The organism is Holophaga foetida DSM 6591, from assembly GCF_000242615.2.
Lineage (GTDB): Bacteria > Acidobacteriota > Holophagae > Holophagales > Holophagaceae > Holophaga > Holophaga foetida.
Genome location: NZ_KI912269.1, coordinates 517,876 through 534,577, shown reverse-complemented (window position 1 = coordinate 534,577; position 16,702 = coordinate 517,876). Strand labels below are relative to the sequence as shown.

The 16,702-nt window shown below is 61.7% G+C and carries 17 protein-coding genes and 1 pseudogene; 9 read left to right on the top strand and 9 right to left on the bottom strand.

Annotation, left to right across the window (positions count from 1 at the left end):
* The first annotated feature begins 3 nt into the window (after nt 1-3).
* The 4 genes and pseudogenes from HOLFODRAFT_RS0217815 to HOLFODRAFT_RS22215 all read left to right on the top strand — a co-directional run bounded on the left by HOLFODRAFT_RS0217815 (nt 4) and on the right by HOLFODRAFT_RS22215 (nt 4,055).
* Entirely contained in the window at nt 4-915 is a 912-nt protein-coding gene (locus HOLFODRAFT_RS0217815) for a bestrophin family protein (RefSeq protein WP_005035039.1), read from the top strand.
* Between the two features lie 161 nt (nt 916-1,076).
* Nucleotides 1,077-1,595, top strand: a pseudogene (locus HOLFODRAFT_RS25870) (cache domain-containing protein); the annotation flags it as partial.
* 33 nt (nt 1,596-1,628) lie between these two features.
* A complete protein-coding gene (locus tag HOLFODRAFT_RS25445; RefSeq protein ID WP_026939455.1) occupies nt 1,629-2,621 on the top strand; it encodes a methyl-accepting chemotaxis protein in 993 nt (330 codons plus the stop codon).
* 45 nt (nt 2,622-2,666) lie between these two features.
* Nucleotides 2,667-4,055 carry a DUF512 domain-containing protein gene (locus HOLFODRAFT_RS22215; protein WP_052572641.1) on the top strand — a complete coding sequence of 463 codons (1,389 nt, stop codon included), beginning with the start codon at nt 2,667-2,669 and terminating at the stop codon, nt 4,053-4,055.
* Nucleotides 4,056-4,191: 136 nt separating this feature from the next.
* On the opposite strand, the gene HOLFODRAFT_RS0217795 is transcribed toward HOLFODRAFT_RS22215, so the two are convergent.
* The 7 genes from HOLFODRAFT_RS0217795 to HOLFODRAFT_RS0217760 all read right to left on the bottom strand — a co-directional run bounded on the left by HOLFODRAFT_RS0217795 (nt 4,192) and on the right by HOLFODRAFT_RS0217760 (nt 8,464).
* Nucleotides 4,192-4,560 carry a hypothetical protein gene (locus HOLFODRAFT_RS0217795; RefSeq protein WP_005035046.1) on the bottom strand — a complete coding sequence of 123 codons (369 nt, stop codon included), beginning with the start codon at nt 4,558-4,560 and terminating at the stop codon, nt 4,192-4,194.
* Nucleotides 4,561-4,583: 23 nt separating this feature from the next.
* Nucleotides 4,584-4,892: a hypothetical protein gene (locus tag HOLFODRAFT_RS22210; RefSeq protein WP_005035047.1), complete on the bottom strand. Its 309-nt coding sequence runs from the start codon at nt 4,890-4,892 to the stop codon at nt 4,584-4,586.
* Complete coding sequence (locus HOLFODRAFT_RS0217785) at nt 4,889-5,410, bottom strand: RNA polymerase sigma factor (RefSeq protein WP_026939453.1); 522 nt, start codon at nt 5,408-5,410, stop codon at nt 4,889-4,891. Before HOLFODRAFT_RS0217785 ends, HOLFODRAFT_RS22210 begins: the two co-directional genes overlap by 4 nt.
* A gap of 448 nt (nt 5,411-5,858) precedes the next feature.
* Complete coding sequence (locus tag HOLFODRAFT_RS0217775; protein WP_005035052.1) at nt 5,859-6,368, bottom strand: ExbD/TolR family protein; 510 nt, start codon at nt 6,366-6,368, stop codon at nt 5,859-5,861.
* Nucleotides 6,365-6,877 (bottom strand): ExbD/TolR family protein, encoded by a 513-nt coding sequence (locus tag HOLFODRAFT_RS23635; protein WP_005035054.1) that lies wholly within the window; start codon nt 6,875-6,877, stop codon nt 6,365-6,367. Before HOLFODRAFT_RS23635 ends, HOLFODRAFT_RS0217775 begins: the two co-directional genes overlap by 4 nt.
* 9 nt (nt 6,878-6,886) lie before the next feature.
* Nucleotides 6,887-7,621, bottom strand: coding sequence for a MotA/TolQ/ExbB proton channel family protein (locus tag HOLFODRAFT_RS0217765; protein WP_005035056.1), 735 nt, complete (start codon nt 7,619-7,621; stop codon nt 6,887-6,889).
* Between the two features lie 33 nt (nt 7,622-7,654).
* A complete protein-coding gene (locus HOLFODRAFT_RS0217760) occupies nt 7,655-8,464 on the bottom strand; it encodes an energy transducer TonB (protein ID WP_026939452.1) in 810 nt (269 codons plus the stop codon).
* A 230-nt stretch (nt 8,465-8,694) separates the two neighbouring features.
* On the opposite strand from HOLFODRAFT_RS0217760, the gene tgt reads away from it, so the two are divergent.
* The 5 genes from tgt to HOLFODRAFT_RS0217735 all read left to right on the top strand — a co-directional run bounded on the left by tgt (nt 8,695) and on the right by HOLFODRAFT_RS0217735 (nt 13,968).
* Nucleotides 8,695-9,825 carry a tRNA guanosine(34) transglycosylase Tgt gene (gene tgt, locus HOLFODRAFT_RS0217755; RefSeq protein WP_005035059.1) on the top strand — a complete coding sequence of 377 codons (1,131 nt, stop codon included), beginning with the start codon at nt 8,695-8,697 and terminating at the stop codon, nt 9,823-9,825.
* Nucleotides 9,826-10,137: a preprotein translocase subunit YajC gene (gene yajC, locus HOLFODRAFT_RS22200; RefSeq protein ID WP_005035062.1), complete on the top strand. Its 312-nt coding sequence runs from the start codon at nt 9,826-9,828 to the stop codon at nt 10,135-10,137. It abuts the gene before it with no gap.
* 75 nt (nt 10,138-10,212) lie between these two features.
* Nucleotides 10,213-11,850, top strand: coding sequence for a protein translocase subunit SecD (secD, locus tag HOLFODRAFT_RS0217745; RefSeq protein ID WP_005035064.1), 1,638 nt, complete (start codon nt 10,213-10,215; stop codon nt 11,848-11,850).
* A gap of 12 nt (nt 11,851-11,862) precedes the next feature.
* Nucleotides 11,863-13,068: a protein translocase subunit SecF gene (secF, locus tag HOLFODRAFT_RS23630; protein WP_005035067.1), complete on the top strand. Its 1,206-nt coding sequence runs from the start codon at nt 11,863-11,865 to the stop codon at nt 13,066-13,068.
* A gap of 111 nt (nt 13,069-13,179) precedes the next feature.
* Nucleotides 13,180-13,968: an EFR1 family ferrodoxin gene (locus HOLFODRAFT_RS0217735; RefSeq protein WP_005035071.1), complete on the top strand. Its 789-nt coding sequence runs from the start codon at nt 13,180-13,182 to the stop codon at nt 13,966-13,968.
* A 253-nt stretch (nt 13,969-14,221) separates the two neighbouring features.
* Here the strand turns inward: HOLFODRAFT_RS0217735 and HOLFODRAFT_RS0217730 are convergent, their stop codons facing one another.
* The gene (locus tag HOLFODRAFT_RS0217730) at nt 14,222-15,445 is read right to left on the bottom strand and encodes an amino acid--tRNA ligase-related protein (RefSeq protein ID WP_005035073.1); all 1,224 of its coding nucleotides are present in this window, start codon (nt 15,443-15,445) and stop codon (nt 14,222-14,224) included.
* A gap of 158 nt (nt 15,446-15,603) precedes the next feature.
* Nucleotides 15,604-15,990, bottom strand: coding sequence for a desulfoferrodoxin family protein (locus tag HOLFODRAFT_RS0217725; RefSeq protein ID WP_005035076.1), 387 nt, complete (start codon nt 15,988-15,990; stop codon nt 15,604-15,606).
* Nucleotides 15,991-16,702: the final 712 nt, after the last annotated feature.

Below are 16,702 nucleotides of genomic sequence, written 5' to 3'. Positions count from 1 at the left end.
GCCATGCTGGTGTCGCGCCGCCTCCACTGGTTCCGGATGCTCTTCGTCCTGCAGGGCTCGGTACTTCCCCGCATCATCCCCCAGCTTGCCACCACGGCCTTCATCGCCGTGTGGGCCGTGATCGCGGCCCGGCTGCCTTGGCCCTGGCACCTTGGATTCACCGCAGCCCCCTTCGGCTTCCTGGGAGTCTCTCTCGCCATCTTCCTGGGCTTCCGCAATAGCGCCAGTTACGATCGCTGGTGGGAGGCCCGCAAGATCTGGGGTGCCCTGGTGATCCAGACTCGCAGTCTGGGACGTCAGGTTGTGGGCATGGTGGATGATCCGGCCCGGGCCCGGCGCATGGTCCACCTGATTGTGGCCTTCACCCATGCCCTCCGCCATCAGCTCCGGGGCACGGACCCTCGGGAGGCCCTGGCCCCTTGGGTGGAGACGGAGCTGCTGGAGGACACCCTGGCCACCCGATTCCGGCCAGCGGCGCTCCTGGTGGCCCTGGAAAAGGAACTCCAGGCCGCGCGGCGGAAGGGCGAGATCGAGGCAGTGCTGGTGCCCGCCCTGGAAAACACCCTTGGGACCCTCAGTGAAGTCCTGGCGGCCTGCGAGCGTATCCACAATACGCCCATCCCCTTCACCTATGCGGTCATTGTCCACCGGACGGTCTTCCTGTTCTGCTTCATGCTCCCCTTTGGCCTGGCGGGCACCGTGGGGCTCCTGACCCCCCTCATCACCGTGGCCGTGGCCTATCCCTTCCTGGCCCTGGAGGCCCTGGCCCAGGAACTGGAGGAGCCCTTCGGGGAGGCCCCCAACGCCCTGGCGCTCCTTTCCATGAGCGAGACGGTGGAGCACAGTCTGCTGGAAACGCTGGGCGAGCGGGGCCTCCAGGCCCAGGGATTCATCCATTCTGGTATTCAATTATAAATTTAAAGTTAATACGCCTTGAGCTTACAACTTCTCACAGTTGATGCTGGCGTTCGGTTAAGCCTCTATTCTGGGTATATCCTTAAAAGTCGCAGGATTGCGCCGGGACGAGTTGGGAACCCGTCTTGATATATGCTTTTACCTCGGAAATGTGAGATGAGATGAAGATAGGAACCCGTATATCGCTCTTTGCCACCGGGATGGTCGCTCTGACAACGGTAGTTGTGATGGCCATAAGCATGTTCGTCATGTATCGGTCACTGGAGGCCCAGGCCACTGCCATGCAGGAAAGCCGGATCAAGACATTGCGGGAGATAATATCCGCCAAGGGTCCGGAGTTTAGGCTTGATAAAAACAGGCTTATAGTTGGAGACTATGTCTTCAATGGAAACTTTGAAATACCGGACAAGCTGAAGGAACTATGTGGCGGAACAGCGACTATCTTCATGGGGGATACTCGCATATCGACCAATATCATTGACTCAAACGGGAAGAGGGCTATTGGCACAAGACTGCAGGGAGCGGCACTGGAAGTGGTGCTAAAGCGTGGCCATAGCTACCGGGGGGAAGCGCTGATTCTTGGTGAAAAATACTTTACGGCGTATGATCCAATTAAAGATGTGAAAAACAATGTTATAGGAATTTTGTATGTTGGCGTCAAGAAGCGTGACTATTTTGAGTCCTTTTATCATCTCTCATGGATTGTCGGGGGTGTGACCCTTGTGGCCCTTGTCCTGGCCTATGGGTGCATGTGGTGGCTTGGCCAGAAGATCAGTCGCCCCTTGGCTCGGATGGCCGAGGCCATGGGGGGCTCCGATCTGGCCATGCGGATTCAAGTGGAGTCCGAGGACGAGCTGGGGCAGGCGGCCAATGCCTTCAACAACTACAATGCCAAGCTGCATCAGGACATCCGGGAAGTGGCGGGTTTCGCCATGCGGGTGGCTTCGGGTTCCACGGAATTGGCGGCCTCTGCGGATGAAATGAGCCGGGCGGTCAACGATATTGCCAATGTCTCTGAATCCCTAAAGCTTGCGGGTGACCAGGTCATGGGTGCCATGGAGCAGCTTTCCGGCAGTGCCCGGGAGGTGGCTTCGGCCATCCACGCCAGCGATGAGGCCAGCCACGGGGCTGTCAAGGATGTGGCTCGCAGTGCCGATGCCGGTACCCACACCGTGCAAGGCATGGGCGACATCCAGGTGGTGACCGCAAAGATCGTGGCTGCGGTCAGCGTCATCCAGGACATCGCCCGGCAGACCAATCTCCTGAGTCTCAACGCTGCCATTGAGGCTGCCAAGGCAGGTCAGCACGGCAAGGGTTTCGCCGTAGTTGCGGAAGAGGTGCGGAAGCTGGCTGAGCGATCCCGTGCTTCGGCCGTGGAAATCCAGGGCATGATAGAGCAGACCCAGGGGGCTGTGGAAACCGGGGTGGCCAACGTGCAGGAGACCATGGGGGCTCTGGAGGCCATCGATGCCCGAATCAGGGACATCGCAGGGCAGATGGAGCGTGTGAGCTCTCAGGTGGAAACTCAAGCGGGGACATTTGGCGAAGTGTCTGCCCGCATGTCTGAGACGGCCCAGGGATTGGCCCAGAATGCCGCTGCTACCCACGAACTGGCGGCTACCGTCGGCGAGATCTCCCGTACCTCGGAGGATCTCTCCCAGGTGGCCGAGGGGCTCAAGGCCCTGGTTTCCGGATTCAGGCTGTAAGCTGGAATGGGGGACCGCTGGGGTCTCCCCCTCCTTGGGGTTCGAATGAAGAAGCGCGGCGTTCTGGTCATCGAGGTCTTTCCCGAGACCCTGGCTGAGGATGCGGGCATCCAGCCTGGGGACCGGCTGCTCACCATCGGCGGTGAGCCCGTGCTGGACCAGCTCAACTACCAGTACCTGGTGAGCCTCTACGACGAGACCGAGGTTGTCTGGGAACGCCCTGATGGCAGCCACGGCTCGGCCATCATGGAGAACGGCGGGGATGGCCTGGGGGTTGATCTGGCGGAGGACACCGTCAAGGTGTGCCGCCAGAACTGCGTCTTCTGCTTTGTCCAGCAGATGCCCAAGGGCTTCCGCAAGAGTCTCTACCTCAAGGACGAGGATATCCGCCTCTCCTTCCTTTACGGGCACTTCAGCACCCTCTCCTCCAGTGATGGCGCCGAACTGGACCGGGTGATCCGGGAGCACCTGTCCCCCATCCACGTTTCGGTTCACGCCACGGATCCCGAGGCCCGGGTCCGGGTGGTGGGGAATCCCAGGGAGGGGCATATCCTGCAGAAGATGGACCGCCTCATTGAGGGTGGCGTCCAGATGCACACCCAGGTGGTGGTGGCCCCGGGGTACAACGACGGCGAGGTGTGGGAAAAGACCGTGCGGGAGCTGTGGGATCGGCGGGAGGGCATCCTCAGCCTGTCCTGTGTGCCGGTGGGGCTCACGGCCCATAGGGAGGGCCTACCCCAGCTGAGCGATGTGGGTTCAGACTTCGCCCTGGAGTGGGTGAAGCGCTGGACTCCAGAGGTGCGCCGCTACGCCCAGGCCAACGATGGTGAGCCATGGCTGCTGCTGGCCGACGAGTGGTTCACCCGGGCCGGGGTGGAGGTGCCGGGCCGCAGCTTCTACTCCCGCACCTGGGCCCAGCTGGAGAACGGTGTGGGCATGATTCGCCGATTCCAGGAACACAGCCGTCGCTTCATCAAGAGCCCCAAGGCCAGGGGCTTCGCCGGAAGGCGGGCCCTGCTCCTGACCGGCGCCAGCTTCGCCCCGGTGCTCAACCGGGTGCTGGCGGAACTCAACCGTGAGGTGGGCAGCCATCTCCGGGCCGTGGCTGCGGTGAACCACAGCTTCGGGGAGATGGTGACGGTGGCGGGCCTTCTGTGCGGTCGGGATCTGGAATACGCCGCCCATGCGGACCGCAGCGCCCATGATGGGAAACCTGGCTGGGTGGATGCCGTGGTCGTTCCAAGCGCCTCGCTGCGCCTGGGCACCGGTCCCACGGACCAGTACACCCTTCCTGGGGCCAGCTCGGGCCATGGGAATTCTCTCTTCCTGGACGACATGACCCTGGCGGACCTATCGCGCAGCCTGGCCCGGCCGATCGTGGCAGGCGGGGAGAATCTCAGCCAGTTGCTGGATCATCTGAAGGGTTTGGGCTGAAGGATCAAAAGCGTCAACGCAGAGGGCGCAGAGGAAAAGCAGCTGGCCAGGGGGTTGGCGCTATGGCCAGGTTTAGGGGGGCGAGGGCATGCAAGCGTGCCTCAGCCCCCTCGCCCCCCCTGAACTGGGCCTTTGCTTATTTGCCTGCCATCTGCTCGGCAATGGCCCGCACGCCGATGCCGAAGTGGATGTAGTAGTCGTCGCTGTCCGGCAGAGGTATCCAGTAGGACTCGATTTCCTGGCCCTGGAACTGGGCCTTGCTGATCACAGCCTGGCGCTTGTCCAGGGCTTCGTTGGCCCGGCACTGCCGACAGCTGTTCCCCTGGGCTTCGGGGTTGAGGCTGTGGCATTTGGCGCCCTGGACCATGCCAAATTTCCGCCCGAGGGCGTTGGCCGCCACGATCGAACGGTTCCTCTCCAGGAGGGATACGGGCTCCGGGAAAAACTCCCAGGTGGCCAGGAAGGTCAGGACGAGGGTGGATCTTGAGGGGGGCGCATCCTGCATGTCGTGCTCCTTGAATGGGTGAACTAATGGTTGGGGGTCTCTTCTTCCTTCTTGTGGCACCCGCAGTGTCCATGCCTGTGCCCGTGGAAGCGGCGAGGCCGGTGGCAGAGTCCGCCGAAGAGCAGACGGCCCAGGATGAACAGGCCCAAGCCCTGGCAGTAGCTGATGGTGCTCAGGTGGAAGAGCTGGGGCATCAGGTGATTCCAAAGCAGCATGACCGCCAGGCCCAGGACGGCGGCCAGTACGAGGCCCAGGGCGAGGCCGCAGGCGATGTGGCAGGCCACCCTCAGGGCCCGGGGGCGGTGTTCGGACGTGGAGCTGCAGCAGATCATGGGATTCCTCCTTGGAATTTTTTCAAACGTTGACGGAGCTTGGCCCCGGCCCGGCTCTTGCGTGCCAGGAGGGTGCCCAAGGGCTCACCAGAGGCTTCGGACAGCTCCCGGAAGCTTTGGCCATGGACTTCGGTGGCCACCCAGACCTCGCGTTCCTTGGGTTTCAAGGTCGCAAGGGCTTCTTCATAGCTGTGCCGGAATTCGGCCCTGAGCATGGCTGACTCCGGATTGGGCGATGCGTCCACGAGGGCCTCGACATCCACGGGTTCGTGGCCCCGGCGGGGTTTCCTGCGGCCCGCGTCGATGATGCGGTTGCGGATGGAACGATAGAGGTAGGCGGTCAGATGCTCGGCCTCCGCCACCAGATCCGCCCGTTCGAAGAGGGAAAATAGGACCTCGGACAGAATGTCTTCGGCATCCATGTGGGAAATGTCCCACATCTGGCGGCGGATAAAGCCCAGGAAACTGGCCTTCTCACGGATGAACAGATCCGCCAGGCGGTTGGGTGTGGAAGTCATGACGGGGGGTCGGGTCTCCAATGCGGCTCACGGGCCTGCTCACCTTGGATGACGGCGAGGGGGGTGGAATATTGCAATGATTTTTCGAAGGAGAACAAAACCCGCCGATCGGCCTGACGCTCTGGTCAAACTCAGGAAGAATCAGCCCAAAAGGCATTCCGCCTGGGAGACCCCTGCGCAGACGCTGCGCACCTCACAGCAAGAAAATGGTAGGCGCTGGGGTGGTAACATTGAAGTCGTTGTAATGAATTTTAAATGAATTACATGTTATTGATATATTTCAAGGTAGTTCATTGTCCTTCTGCTTTTATCCTGCCTATCCTGCCTATCCTGTTGAAAATATTTGAACAGGATAGGCAGGATAGGCAGGATGAACTGATTAAAAATTCGTACATACCTGCTAGCAAAGCCTAGTTTTTTCATGATTTGCTTCGCAATCGTGGAATGCTCAGCCCCGTTTCTTCAGCGAGATCGCTACCTTGGTGTCTCCCCCATCGAATCCGCCCCATTCGGGTTTGGCGGCGGTCTCCTTCTTGGCTCTCTCGGAGGCCAAGCGGACTTGGTCCAGCACGTGGACGGCCACCTGGTAGGGAGTCTCCTCGTCCACCTTGAGGAAGACCTTGCGCATGCCAGCAGGCTGGAGCTGGAGCACGGGGCAGAGCTTGGCGGCGATGTCCTGGAGTTCGATCCGGTCGCTCTGGAGGGTGAATTCGTACCCCTTGTTGTCGGCGGTGGGGCTGATGCCCAGCACCAGGGGGGGATTCCTGGGGTCCGGGGGGGTGGGCTTGTCGGTCTTGATGACCTGGGGCACCACCACGGGCAGGGCCTTGCTCAGGCCGGGGACCATCACAATGAAGACGATGAGGAGCACCAGCACGATATCGATCAGGGGCGTGACGTTGATGTCCGACTTGGCGTGGACCCCATGCTGAACCTTCTTGGGCTTCTGGGGGCTCATTTCTTCTCCTTCTCGCCCTTGTCCTCGCTGGTGACGATGGAGGCCTCGTCGGCCCCGCCTTCACGGCAGATCTGGAAGAGCTCGTTCACGTACTTGAAGGGAAGGTCGGCCTCCGCCTTGACGAAGACCCGCTTGTCCGCGAGGTAGTCCGTGGACTTCCGGATGAAGCCCACCAGGGCCTTGCGGCCCTCGGTGGAGCTCATATCCCAGCCCGTGGTCTTCTGGGACTCCTTGGCGTCCTTGTCGTCCAGCAGCACGAAGCCGGGGCCCACGACCTTGCTGAAGTCCTTGGGATCCCGCTTGGCTGGCAGCATCAGTGTGAGGTACTTGGCGCTCTTGTCGGTCTCCGCCTTGACGCTGTGCTTGGCCAGCGGCAGCTTCACGGCATCATTCACGGCCGGGGTGATCACGATGAAGATGATCAGCAGCACCAGCACGATGTCCACGAGGGGGGTGACGTTGATGTCGGCCTTCGCGCCGCCCTTCTTCCCACCTACATCCATGGCCATGGTTTTCTCCTAGGCCCGGCTCTCGCGGCGGATGAACTCGTCGATCATCTGGGAGGCGGCGTTGTTGATGGAGGTGATGACCTGGTCCTGCTTGTTGGTGAGGATGTTGTAGAACCAGACGGCGGGGATGGCGACCACGAGACCCAGGGCGGTGGTGGCCAGGGCTTCGCCGATGGAGCCGGCCAGGGCGTTGATATCCCCGGCGCCCTTGGTCTTGAGGTCCGAGAAGACCTTGATGATGCCGATCACGGTGCCCAGCAGGCCGATGAAGGGGGAGGCGGAGGCGATGGTGGCCAGGGTGCCCATGCCCTTCTTCAATAGCTCGGTGACCTCGGAGGTGCCGCGCTCGATGGCGCGCTCCACGGGGTTGATCACATCATGGTTCTCGTGGGTGGCCTGGAGCTGCTTCTCGTACTGGTAGATGTCCAGGCCATGCTTCAGCACCAGGGCGATGTGGCTCCTCTGGTGGGTGGCGGCGGCGCGCTTGGCGGCCTCGAAGTCACCCTGGCGCAGGGTGTCCATGAAGAGCTTGAGGAACTTCCGGGAGGCGGAGGCGCTGGCGGCATACATGGTGGCCCGTTCGATCACCAAGTAGATCTGGAAGAGGAGCAAGGCGATCAGCAGCAGGATGATGCACCTGTTGGGAATCGAGGCGGCGGCCCAGATGGCGGCTGGGCCGAAGGCATCGCCCTTGGCCCCTTCCACGAGGCCAAGGTTCAGGAGGGAAGCTGGGAGCAGGCTCATGGGAATCCTTTGAAGGAATGGCTGTGGCGGGTTTTAGCGGAGACGGAAGGGCATGGTCAGCGTGAAACGGCCGAACTGGGGAACCCCGTTGAGCATGGCTGGCTCGAAACGCCACTGCATGGCGTAGTTCTCGGCCGTGGGGCGGAGCTGGGGCGGTCCCTCGATAGCCGTGGCCTTGATCGGAGATCCGTTGGTGTCGATGGTGATCTGGACCACCACGGTGCCCTGGATCCTGGCGATCTTTGCGATGGGTGGGTAGGGCGGTGCAGGGGGCTGGTATTTGATCTTGATCTGGTTGAAGTCGAAGTCCACGACCTTCCCGGAGCCGCTGCCATGGGCGGGGCCGCCTGGTGCCTGGGTCCCCGCAGGGGTGCCGGTGGTGGGTCCCGCGCCGGGGGCGCCACTGCTGGGCTGGGCGTACTTGAGCCCCAGATCCTCCTTGGGGAGCTCCTTGGGGGGCGCCTCGGGCACGGTCTCCTGGTTGGTCAGGGGTGGGGGAGGAGGCGCGTCGTTCTTTTCGACCGGTCTGGGGGGTGCCACCGGGGCCGGGGCAGGGGGGGGCGGAGGAGGTGCGGGCGGCGTGTCCACCAGGTCCTTCTGCTCGCTCAAATCGATGCCCACGGTCTTCTTGATGGCTGTCTGGACTGTCTTGGAGGTGCGCGCCAGGTACCAGGCCGCTCCACCACAGGCGAGGTACATCGCGAGTGTGATCGGGAGGGTCACCATGGGGCTGGCCCGGCGGACCGAGGCGTTCCCCTCGGCAAGCGAGGCGCGATAGACCGCCGACTCCAGGTTCTCCCGGGCGCCTTGGGGAAGGATATTCTTAGTGGGGTCTGTATTCATGCGACTCCCGCAGTGAACCATAACATTGACAATATCGAAGTCGGATACGCCAAACGCCACCCCGGTTCCGGCATTAAAAACATTGGAGAACTGGGGCGATGCCCATCCTTGTAAGATGGCCATGGGGATGGCCCTTCGTCAAGGCTCGATTGTCGATGGAAACCCGCATGGGGCTTGGCTTTTCTCCTTCATGACTCTCTCCTGTTCGCTGGATTGGATTTTTGGCCCAAATGAATGAAAAATTTTTATTGAATACGGTGGCTCAGGACGGCGGATCCCGGGCAGGGCATTTCGATACGGCCCACGGCAGGGTGCTCACTCCCGCCTTCATGCCCGTGGGGACCCAGGGCACCGTCAAGGGGGTTACTCCGGCCCAGCTCTCCGAGATCGGCCCCCAGGTGATCCTGGGCAACACCTATCACCTCGGTCTCCGTCCCGGGGACGGGCTCATCGCCCGCATGGGGGGGCTTCACGCCTTCATGGGCTGGCACGGCCCGATCCTCACCGATTCCGGGGGCTTTCAGGTCTTCTCCCTGGCCTCCCTGCGCAAGATCACCGAGGAGGGGGTCAAGTTCCAGAGCCACCTCGACGGCTCCCCCCAGTTCCTGAGCCCCGAGCGCAGCATGGAGATCCAGCGGAACCTCGGTTCGGATATCGTCATGGCCTTGGACGAGTGTCCCCACGGCCAGATGGAACGTCCCAAGCTGGAGGCCTCCATGGCCCGCACCATCCGCTGGCTTGCCCGCTGCCGGGACTATCCGCTGGCGGAGCACCAGGGGCTCTTCGCCATCAACCAGGGGGGGACTCACCTCGATCTGCGCACCGCCCACTTGGACCAGATCCTTGAGATCGACGCCCGAAGGCCCTTCCAGGGCTTTGCTGTGGGCGGCCTCAGTGTCGGCGAGCCCAAGGAGGCCATGAATGCCACCCTGGCGGAGTTTGTCAGGCTCCTGCCTTCGAACCGGCCTCGGTATCTCATGGGTGTGGGGACGCCGGAGGATCTCCTCTTTGGCATCGAGTGCGGGGTGGACCTCTTCGACTGCGTGCTGCCGACCCGGGAGGCCCGCCACGGTCGTCTCCTCACCTCCCGCGGCCGCATCAACATCAAGAACGCCCGCCATCGGGAATCCGGCGAGCCCTTGGATCCGAACTGCAACTGCTACACCTGCCGCACCTTCACCCGGGCCTATCTCCACCACCTCTTCAAGGCCGGGGAGCTTCTGGCCTGCACTCTCAACAGCATCCACAACCTGAGCTACACTGTTGGACTGACCCGAGCTGCGCGACAAGCCATTCTGGAGGAACGCCTTCCCGAATTCGCGCACACAGTACGGAACGACTGGAACACCGAGGAGCCCTGAATGTACTTCGCCCTACTGACACAAGCCGGTGGCAACCCGATGATCGCCCAGCTCGGCCTCTTTGCGGCCATGGCCATCATCTTCTACTTCCTGCTGATCCGCCCCCAGAGCAAGGCTCGCAAGCAGATGGCGGAGCGCCTTTCCAAGCTGAAGGCCGGTGACGAGGTTCTGCTCTCCTCCGGTCTCTACGCCATCGTGGATCGGGTTGAGGATCAGACCCTCTACCTGAAGCTTGGCAACTCGGTGGTCAAGGCCCGCAAGACCGCTGTGGTGGCCTTCGCCAATGAACCTGCTCCCCAGCAGCAGAACTAGCCTGTTCCCTGGTTTTTTGATTCTTAAGCCTGGGCGGGAGCATTCCCGCCCATCCTTCATTTGTGGGAGCCCTTCGTGAGCAAACGGAGTCTCTTGCGCCTGATCATCACGTTGCTGGTCTGTGGCGCTTGCGCGTTCTTCTTTGTACCCCTCTCCAAGATCAAGCTGGGTCTGGATCTCAAGGGCGGTATCCACTTCGAGTTGGCGGTGCAGAGCCATGAGGCTCTGGAGGCGGACCTCCGCTTCACCCGCGACAAGGTGCAGGATCGCCTGAAGGAGAAGGGGCTGCTGGATGCCCAGGTCGTCCTGGATGGGAGTGCCCTGAAGATCACCGGGGTCTCGGCGGACCAGAAACCCACCATGGAGAAGCAGCTGGAAACCTTCCATCGCGAGTACGATGTGGCCTTCCAGGGGGATGCGGTCCGCATGACCCAGACGGCTTCCCATCAGACGGCAGTCAAGGAGGACGCCAACAAGCGTGCCCTCCAGATCATCGAGAACCGAATCAACCAGTTCGGTGTGGCTGAGCCGGAGATTACCGCCAGCGGGGCCGATGGAAGCCGCATCATTGTCGAACTGCCTGGTGTGGGCGAGGCGGAGCGGGAGCGCATCAAGGGGCTCCTGGCTACCCCAGGGCGCCTGGAGCAGCGGATCAAGGCCAAGCAGGATCCCACGGGCTACCAGGGATTCCCCTCCAAGGATTCCGCCATTGCCCATTTTGGGGGACAGCTTCCCCCAGGGACCGAACTGCTCCCCGAGCCTGTCTCCGACCGGGACCTGCGCCGTGAAGGCAAGCTGAGTGGCACCAAGTCCGCTCCCGGGACCGAGGCGTCGATCAAGGGTTGGCACCTCGTGGAAAGCAAGGTCTACGTGGATGGCGGCGATATCGTGGATGCCAACCGTGTGGTCAACAACCAGACGGACGCCAACGAGATCAACTTCACCCTGAACCGCAAGGGAGCTGACGACTTCGCCACCCTCACGGGCCTGGCCTCCGAGAGCGAGCGACTCATCTCCATCATCTTGGACGGCAAGATCGTCAGCAACCTCTCCTGCCGCGAGAAGATCCCCGGCGGCAGTGTGCGCGTGACGGGCTCCTTCACCAAGGATGACGCGGACGACTTCGCTCTCAAGCTCAAGAGCGGTGCCATGCGCGCCTCCATGAAGTTCCTGGAGGAGAAGTCCATGGGCCCCAGCCTCGGAGCCGATTCCATCCGCTCCGGCGTCCGGGCGGCCCTGCTGGGCTTCCTGGTCATCGTCGCCTTCATGGTCTTCTACTACCGCTGGTCCGGGGTGAACGCCATCGTGGCCCTTTCAGTGAACCTGATCGTGATGCTGGGCCTGATGGGCAGCTTCAACGCCGTCATCACCCTGCCGGGCATCGCAGGTTTCGCCCTGACCCTGGGCATGGCCGTGGACGCCAACATCCTCATCTTCGAGCGCATCCGCGAGGAACTGGCCAGTGGCAAGAGCGTGGCCGGAGCCATCCAGGCCGGCTTCGACCGGGTCTTCTGGACCATCGTGGACAGCCACGTGACCCAGCTCTTCGCCGCCCTGCTCCTCTTCATCTTCGGCACCGGACCCGTGAAGGGCTTCGCCGTGACCCTGACCGTGGGCGTCGTGGCTTCCCTCTTCACCAGCATCTACATCAGCCGTTTCATCTACGACTGGATCCTGGAACGTCATCCGGGCACCAAGACCCTCTCCGTGTAACAGGAACGAACGATGAGAATATTCGACAACCTGCCCCACTTTGACTTCATGAAATACAAGGTCCACGCCCTGGCGATCTCCTGGACCCTCATCGTGGTCTGCATCCTGATCGCGCAGCCCTGGAGCAGCACCCGGAGCCGGGTCAAGCTGGGCATGCAGTTCACCGGTGGCATCGACATGCAGGTGCGCTTCCACGGGGACGTGCCGCAGGATGCCGTCCGCGCCGCCCTGGCCAAGGGTGGCTTCGGGGACGCCGCCGTGGTGGCCTACGAGGGCGAAAAGGGCGTGCGGGACTACTCCATCAAGGTGAAGTCCCGGAAGGGCCAGGACGAGAACGATTCCACCCTCCAGATCAACCAGATCCGGGAGATTCTCCGCAGCCTGGACCCCGGCAGGGCCAGCGACGCCCGTCCCGATCTCAACACTGAGTCCGTGGGCGTGCTCACCACCGCATGGGTCAAGTCCAATCCCCTGGGGATCCAGGGGGACGAGGCCGCCATGCGGAAGGCCTACGAGCCCTACGTGAAGCAGCTGACCGATACCCGCGAGAAGTTCGCCCCCCTCACCAGCTTCGTGCAGCTCCCCCAGGGCCTGCCCCAGGTGCTGAAGGATCAGGTGCAGAAGGAATACCGCCTGGGCAACCTGGCCTTCCTCAAGAACGAGAGCTTTTCGCCCTCCATTTCCGGCGAGTGGACCAAGAAGACCCTCACGGCGGTGGCCTGGGCCCTCGGTGCCATCCTGGTCTACGTGATGTTCCGCTTCACCGCCAGCTTCGCCATCGGCGGCATCGTGGCCCTGCTCCACGATCTCCTGATGGCCATGGCCCTCTTCACCCTCTTCGGCTTCGAATACTCGGTGCCGGTGGTGGCCAGCTTCCTGATCCTCATGGGCTACTCCATGTCGGATACCATCGTGGTCTTTGACCGTATCCGCGAGAACAGCCACAAGCCCGAATACCGGCGGGTCACCATCACCAAGCTGGTGAACGACAGCATCAATCAGACCCTGTCCCGCACGATCCTGACTTCGCTGTCCGTGCTCTTCGTGGCCTTCTGCCTCTTCGCCTGGGGCGGCCCCGCCCTGCGGGATCTCAGCTTCCCCATCTTCATCGGCGTCATCACGGGCACCTACAGCTCCATCTATATCGCGAGCCCCGTGGTGGTCTACTGGGAGAAGTGGTTCCCCAAGCACGACAACCTCAAGCAGAAGCACGCTTGAGCCTGCGCCTACGGCGCAATCGGAATACCTTGCCGCCCGTCTTCGACGGGCGGTTTTCGCTTGTGATGGATCCCGCTGAAACCAAAGCTCAATCCGGCGTATAACAGTTCCATGACCACAACCCTCTACTACTACACCGGCACCGGCAACTCTCTGTGGGCCGCCAGGCGCTTGGCGGAACTCATCGGCGATGCCCGGGTCGAGGCCATGGTCCAGCACCCTGGTGCGGTGAGGCCGGCCCCCGGGGCCGTCGTCCTGGTCTTCCCGGTCCATGTCTGGGGTCTACCCGGGGCGGTCCTGGACTTCCTGAGCCGCCTGGAACTGCCCGCCAGTGCCTGGCTGGGGGCCCTGGCGGTGAACGCGGGGCAGGTGAGCCGGACCCTGGTGCAGCTCGACCACGCATGCGCACACAGGGGATGGCGCCTCCAGGCGGGCTGGTCCCTGGTGATGCCCTCGAACTACATTCCCTGGGGCGGACCCGGTTCTGAGCCGCTGCTGCGGCGCCGCTTCGACGAGGCTGGCGCCAAGCTTCAATCCATCGCCCCTCTCATCCGGGAAGCCCGCTCTGCTCCGGTGGAGCGGGGGCCCCTCTGGCAGCGCATCCTCTTCACGGCCATCTACCGTCTGAGCTTCAGCAAGGTGCCGACCCTGGACCGCTCTTTCTGGGTGGATGCCAAGTGCAACGGGTGCGGTCTCTGCTCCAGGGTCTGCCCCGCTAGCAATATCATCATGGTGGACGGGAAACCGACCTGGCAGCACCACTGCCAGCAATGCCTCGCCTGCATCCAATGGTGTCCCCAGGAGGCCCTCCAATACGGCAAGAAGACCCCGGCCTATCCGAGGTACCACCACCCGGAGGTGAAGGTCTCGGATCTGCCCTGCGGACTCCGGGAGGAGTGATACCGATTCGCCGTCAAACGTAACGTAACCGCACGCTGGGATGCGGCGGCAAATCATGAACTTAGCAGCCCCTGTTGATCGTTGTTTGTTCTCTTCATCCTGCTCATCCTGCATATCCTGTTCAAAGCTTTTCAACAGGATATGCAGGATGGGCAGGATAAAAGCAGAAGGACAATGAACTGCCGTGAAAATAGATCGGCAATATTAAGTGAATTTCATCATGAGCACTTCCGCGTGCCCCTTCGGGGTGAAGTTAGAACAGGAAGATCGGGAAGGAATCCGGGTTCTTGCCGAAGCAGGTGATGTCGTCGATCTTCTCGATCTTGGCGCCCCTCAGGATGGAGTAAAGGAATCGCTCCACACCGATGCCGCCGCCCATGGTGTCGGGGAACAGGGATTGGCCGTTCCCGTCCTTCATGGCCACCGTGCTCAGGAAGGGGCCGTAACCGTCCAGTTCTCCGATGTTGGTGAGGTTGCCTCCCTCGAAAACCGGCCGCTCCCGCAGGATCTTGTTGTCCAGCAGGCGCTCCACGATGGGTTCGTAGAGCCATTCCCGGATGGCGCCCGAGAGGACCTCCAGGGCGGGGGTGAACTCGCCCGTCTCCCGGTTCCTGGCCTTGGCGCAGATGTCGTAGTTGAAGATCATGTCCGAGTCGAATTCGGCCAAGGGGATCTTGCTGCCGTCCGGGCAGAGGTAGGGGTAGATGAGGTCGTAGTTCTCGCGCATGAGGCCCACAACCCAGAAGAACTGGGTGTCCACTTCCGCTCCCGCCTTGGCATCCAGGTCCGCCTTACCGTGCTTCTTCAGCATGTCGGTGTGCTTGAGGCGGGGGAATGGCTGGGTGGGCACCTCCAGGGAGACGCCCAGGGCCTCAAGCTCGGGCTCGTTGTTCCGGACGATGGCGCTCACGGCCGCGATGATCATTCGCTCGAAGAAATCGATGGCCCGTTCGAAGTCCTCCTTCAGGAGCTGCTTCACCTTGGGGACATCGTTCTTGTAGTCCTCCAGGCTGATCCCCCGGTTGCGTCGCAGCTCGATGTCGATCTGGGAGAAGTCGATCAGGTACTTGCCGCGCTGTTTGCGCTGGGGGCTCTCGATTTCCAGCCGGATGTTGGGCGAATCCACGAAGACGCCCTTGAATCGCGGGTTAAAGCAGGACATGAACTTGTGGTAGATCATGGAATGGGTGGTGACGTAGGGCATGCCCTTGTAGTGCACTGTGGGCACGTGCTCGACGTCGTGGGCCAGGGGGTCGGTGATGGGGCTGATCTGGATGCGCTCCAGGTTCAGCAGTCCCTCGCCCACCAGGAAGTTGTGGACCGCCGAGACGAAGGTGGTCCGGATGGCCATGGCCGCGTAGAGCTCGTCACTCATCCACTTGCTGACGTAGTTGTCCCTTACGAAGTCCTCCAGGGAGGAGCCGGCCTGTTCGAGCGATGCCTGGAAGTGGAATAGATCTTCTGAGATGTGGGACATGAATGGGCTCCGGGACTTGCCGTGGTAGGCTTTATTTCTGTTACTAAGGCTGTGGCTATTATTCCCTACCTGTCCCCCAAGCCAAACCTCAAAGACCCTATGGCTCCGTACAGAAAATCAGGCCCCTGGTGGGGCCCGATCGGTGGAAGGGAACTGGGCTACTTGGTGGCCCAGAACCCGTGGAGGTTGCAGTACTCCCTGGCTACCAGGGCTTGGCCATCGTCCGGGATGAGGAAGCAGGCTTCCGCGATGGTGTCGCCTTCCTTGAAGTCGTGGCGGTACACATCCTGGCCGTGAAGGACCTCCACAAAGAGGATGTAGTGCTCAGGGGTCATGGGGTGGGCCACCGAGCCGACCTTGACCTTTACCGTGTTGCCACTGCGTTCCAGCACCGGCACGTGCTTTTCGACCGCTGCATCGGTGGTGTTGGGGACCAGTTCCTGCATGACTTCGCCGCAGCATACGGGACTCGGCTTTCCGTTCCAGAGCGCCTCAACGAGGTTGCCGCACTTGGCGCACTTGTAGACCTTCTTCTTCTCGATCATGGTTCTCTCCTGTTCTTCCCCGTGGGATGACATGGGCCGATGGGACGTTACACCCGGGTTTGAAGAAGGGCAAGCCGGATCCCGCATCTGTGCCGCAGGTTTTTTTTAGGCAACCCATTGACCGGATGGCGATACGGCCGTATTGTTAGGTGGTACCGAGTAAGCGCGTTTTTGGTGCGGGTCGGGTTCAAAAAAACTGGGGGTGGAGGCCGACATGATCAACCTTCTGATGAACATCTTCAAACTCATGGTCAAGAAGTCCTTTCGCAGGATCGGCGCGATGGTGATCGGCGCAGCCTAAGGCCCCCGGTCATCCATTGAGCGCCTAGCTGAAGAGGCCGTCCACGCCCGTTTCGGGGCGTGGGCGGTTTTCTTTTGGGAATTGGAAGTGTATCGGTCAGAGGGGTGTGGAGGGGGCTTGATCGCCCTGGTATCTACTTCCCCTTTTGTAGTCGTTCATTGCACCAAGCAAAGCCTGGGCGAGGGGGAAGGATGGCCTTCACCTCGCTGGCTCACCATATGGACATCGGATGGCTGAGGGAGAGGGGGGCTATGGCACGCATACGTGCCTCCGCCTCCCTCTCCCTCCGTGGTCATATCAAGTCGCGGGAGGCTTTCCTGGGTCTTGTTGATCCGCTGCCTTCATTTGTAAAGTATTGCATAATGGGGTTATACATGGTTGTTGTGGTGTGAGATAGCTCCGCTGTCTCAT

What these genes read in the sequence shown, in the direction of transcription:
- HOLFODRAFT_RS0217775 (WP_005035052.1), bottom strand. Translation starts at nt 6,368, where the DNA reads ATGAGCCCCCAGAAGCCCAAGAAGGTTCAGCATGGGGTCCACGCCAAG.
- HOLFODRAFT_RS0217765 (WP_005035056.1), bottom strand. Translation starts at nt 7,621, where the DNA reads ATGAGCCTGCTCCCAGCTTCCCTCCTGAACCTTGGCCTCGTGGAAGGG.
- secF (WP_005035067.1), top strand. Translation starts at nt 11,863, where the DNA reads ATGAGAATATTCGACAACCTGCCCCACTTTGACTTCATGAAATACAAG.
- HOLFODRAFT_RS0217785 (WP_026939453.1), bottom strand. Translation starts at nt 5,410, where the DNA reads ATGACTTCCACACCCAACCGCCTGGCGGATCTGTTCATCCGTGAGAAG.
- HOLFODRAFT_RS0217795 (WP_005035046.1), bottom strand. Translation starts at nt 4,560, where the DNA reads ATGCAGGATGCGCCCCCCTCAAGATCCACCCTCGTCCTGACCTTCCTG.
- HOLFODRAFT_RS22215 (WP_052572641.1), top strand. Translation starts at nt 2,667, where the DNA reads ATGAAGAAGCGCGGCGTTCTGGTCATCGAGGTCTTTCCCGAGACCCTG.
- tgt (WP_005035059.1), top strand. Translation starts at nt 8,695, where the DNA reads ATGAATGAAAAATTTTTATTGAATACGGTGGCTCAGGACGGCGGATCC.
- HOLFODRAFT_RS0217760 (WP_026939452.1), bottom strand. Translation starts at nt 8,464, where the DNA reads ATGAATACAGACCCCACTAAGAATATCCTTCCCCAAGGCGCCCGGGAG.
- yajC (WP_005035062.1), top strand. Translation starts at nt 9,826, where the DNA reads ATGTACTTCGCCCTACTGACACAAGCCGGTGGCAACCCGATGATCGCC.
- HOLFODRAFT_RS0217725 (WP_005035076.1), bottom strand. Translation starts at nt 15,990, where the DNA reads ATGATCGAGAAGAAGAAGGTCTACAAGTGCGCCAAGTGCGGCAACCTC.
- HOLFODRAFT_RS0217815 (WP_005035039.1), top strand. Translation starts at nt 4, where the DNA reads ATGCTGGTGTCGCGCCGCCTCCACTGGTTCCGGATGCTCTTCGTCCTG.
- HOLFODRAFT_RS0217730 (WP_005035073.1), bottom strand. Translation starts at nt 15,445, where the DNA reads ATGTCCCACATCTCAGAAGATCTATTCCACTTCCAGGCATCGCTCGAA.
- HOLFODRAFT_RS0217735 (WP_005035071.1), top strand. Translation starts at nt 13,180, where the DNA reads ATGACCACAACCCTCTACTACTACACCGGCACCGGCAACTCTCTGTGG.
- HOLFODRAFT_RS23635 (WP_005035054.1), bottom strand. Translation starts at nt 6,877, where the DNA reads ATGGCCATGGATGTAGGTGGGAAGAAGGGCGGCGCGAAGGCCGACATC.
- HOLFODRAFT_RS22210 (WP_005035047.1), bottom strand. Translation starts at nt 4,892, where the DNA reads ATGATCTGCTGCAGCTCCACGTCCGAACACCGCCCCCGGGCCCTGAGG.